Here is a 2,298-nt window from a genome sequence, read left to right as displayed (position 1 = left end):
CTCGCCGGAGTATTCATCCATGTCCGCAAATCTAACGCGTGATCCCCCGCCCCAGGCGCCGCCGGCGGACACCGTGACCCCACTGGTCGTCTACAGCCCGCCTTTCCAACAAGGCTCTTTAGCGGGCGTGCAGATCATCGGATACCGGTCCACCGCTGCAGGCACGGTCGAGGCCGCGCGCTTCAACGCCGCCGACGTCGCTGCGGCCACCTACGTTCGGGACCATGTCCACGTCGCCATCAACCCCGATGACCCCGTGGAACGGGCGATGGCGGACGAGATAATCGAAACCATCTTCAACGACATTCGCGAAGCCGCGCTGAACGGGGCGAAGACGTTCCAAGACTCCCTTGGTAACATCTATCGCGGCGCGGATTTGGTGGCGCTTATCAAGAATATCGACTTCAACATCTACGACTCGGCTTCCGCTCAAGTGGCCGGCGTTACGACGCTGCGTGGCGCACAAACGACCTTCGCCAATTTCTCGGACATCAACGCACATGCAACCGTCACCATCGAGTTGGGGGATCTGGCGGCGAACCTCGGTAGTCAGCTTTGGTCCGGCGGCCTCGAATACGCGGTGAACCACGAATTGGGCCACGCCCTGCCGGCCGGACATCAGATCGCCTACCAGGATCGCGCCGCGTTCCTGACAGGCTCCGGGGCGGGCCTCAACGGGGCCGCCCAAGATCAGGCCTGGGCCGCTTCGCCCGAGGCCAGGGACGCAGAACAATTCGCCAATACGCTGGGCCACCAGATCGCGACCTTTACCGGATCGGGATGGCTCGTTGGGCAACCGCCCGAAGGCTATTGGCACGGCCTGCAATAGGCACGACGGACCCGTTCCCCGCTGCGTCGGAAAGGCCGCCGCAGCTCACACCCGCCGGTACCCCAGCGGCCCACCGACGCCGGCCGCCTCGATCCGGCTGATCGCTTCGCTCAATGGCTCAACCACGACCGCCATGTGGTGGGCGTTGGCGTGGAGGATGGTGTCGCGGTCCAGCAGGATGGCCACGTGGCCCTTCCAGAACACCAGGTCGCCGCGCCGGCGTTCGACCTCGGCGATCTCGGGGAAGAAATCGCGCTGCATGTCGGTGTCGCGCGGGCAGGCGCGGACGCAGGCATAGAGCGCCTGCTGGAGCAGCCCCGAGCAGTCCAGGCCCAGGCTCTCGCGACCGCCCCACTGGTAGGGCGCGCCCAGGAAGCGCTCGGCCACGGCGACATGGTCGGCCTCGCCCCGACCGATCGGCGACAGATGGTCCTCGACGAACCAGCCGGTCCCGACGCCCTTGGCGAAGCGGCCCTCGCGCGCCTCGACCGTGACCAGGGCGTTGAGGCTGTAGAGCCCCTCCGGCCGCGCCTTGATGTCGGGCCGGCTGAAGGCGTAGGTGCGGATCGCGCTGACCGCGTGGGTCGGCGGATCCCCAGCCCGCGCCAGGCTGGCGGCCTCGACGAAACCCACATAGCCGTCGCGGGCCGCCTGGCCCCAGGCGAAGCCGTCCTTGACCTCGAGCACGCGGAAGAGCTCGCCGGCCAGCAGCTGGTCCCACTGCTCGGCGTCGGGCGACGGGGCGGCGCGCAGGGCCGCGACCGGGACGGCGCAGGTCATTGGCGTGCTGTCCTGGTAGCGCTCGGCCGCGACCAGCCCCTCCAGCCGACGGTCGGCCAGGTCGGGCCGGGCGAGGGTCACGCGGGGGTCGTGGGCGAAGCTCATGCGAAGCGGCTCTTGATCATGGCGAAGGCGGCGCGGATGGCCTGGACCTCGGCCCCGACCGGATAGCCCGGCCGGCCCTTGGGATTCCAGGCGAAGACGTCGAAGTGCGCCCAGGGGCCGACGTCGTCGCCAGAGGGGGCGAACCTTTGCAGGAACAGCGCCGCCGTGGTCGCTCCCGCCTGGGCCCAGCCGTCGGGATCGTTCTTGAGGTCGGCGATGTCGCTGTCGAGGGCGTCGCGATAGGTCTCCGTCAACGGCAGGCGCCACAGGGGATCGTCGACCGCGCACGAGGCGGCCTCGATCTGGTCGGCCAGCTTGTCGTCGGCGGTCCAGAACGGGATGACGAACGGTCCCAGGGCCACGCGGGCCGCGCCGGTCAGGGTGGCGAAGTCCAGGGTCAGGGCCGGCTTCAGCTCGGCGGCGCGGGTCAGGGCGTCGGCCAAGATCAGGCGGCCCTCGGCGTCGGTGTTGCCCACTTCGACGGTCAGGCCGGCGCGGGTCTGCAGAACGTCGCCGGGCCGCATGGCGTCGCCGCCGATGGCGTTCTCGACCACCGGGGTCAGGATGACCAGGCGCACCGGCAG

3 protein-coding genes are annotated in these 2,298 nt (G+C 69.2%); 1 reads left to right on the top strand and 2 read right to left on the bottom strand.

All coding sequences use genetic code 11. From position 1 onward, the window contains the following. Positions 1-829 (top strand): hypothetical protein (locus tag VJ655_RS02690; protein WP_324097980.1); only part of this gene is annotated, 829 nt, incomplete at its 5' end. Between the two features lie 45 nt (positions 830-874). Here the strand turns inward: VJ655_RS02690 and VJ655_RS02685 are convergent. Continuing rightward, entirely contained in the window at positions 875-1,714 is an 840-nt protein-coding gene (locus tag VJ655_RS02685; protein ID WP_324097978.1) for an NlpC/P60 family protein, read from the bottom strand. Then, positions 1,711-2,298 (bottom strand): leucyl aminopeptidase family protein (locus VJ655_RS02680; protein ID WP_414646925.1); only part of this gene is annotated, 588 nt, incomplete at its 5' end. The genes VJ655_RS02680 and VJ655_RS02685, both read right to left, overlap by 4 nt.

This window comes from Caulobacter sp., assembly GCF_035254145.1.
GTDB lineage: Bacteria > Pseudomonadota > Alphaproteobacteria > Caulobacterales > Caulobacteraceae > Caulobacter.
This window is presented reverse-complemented; position numbering and strand designations above follow the sequence as displayed.

Excerpts from the sequence above, each read along its gene's own strand:
- VJ655_RS02685 (WP_324097978.1), bottom strand. The coding sequence starts at position 1,714 with ATGAGCTTCGCCCACGACCCCCGCGTGACCCTCGCCCGGCCCGACCTG.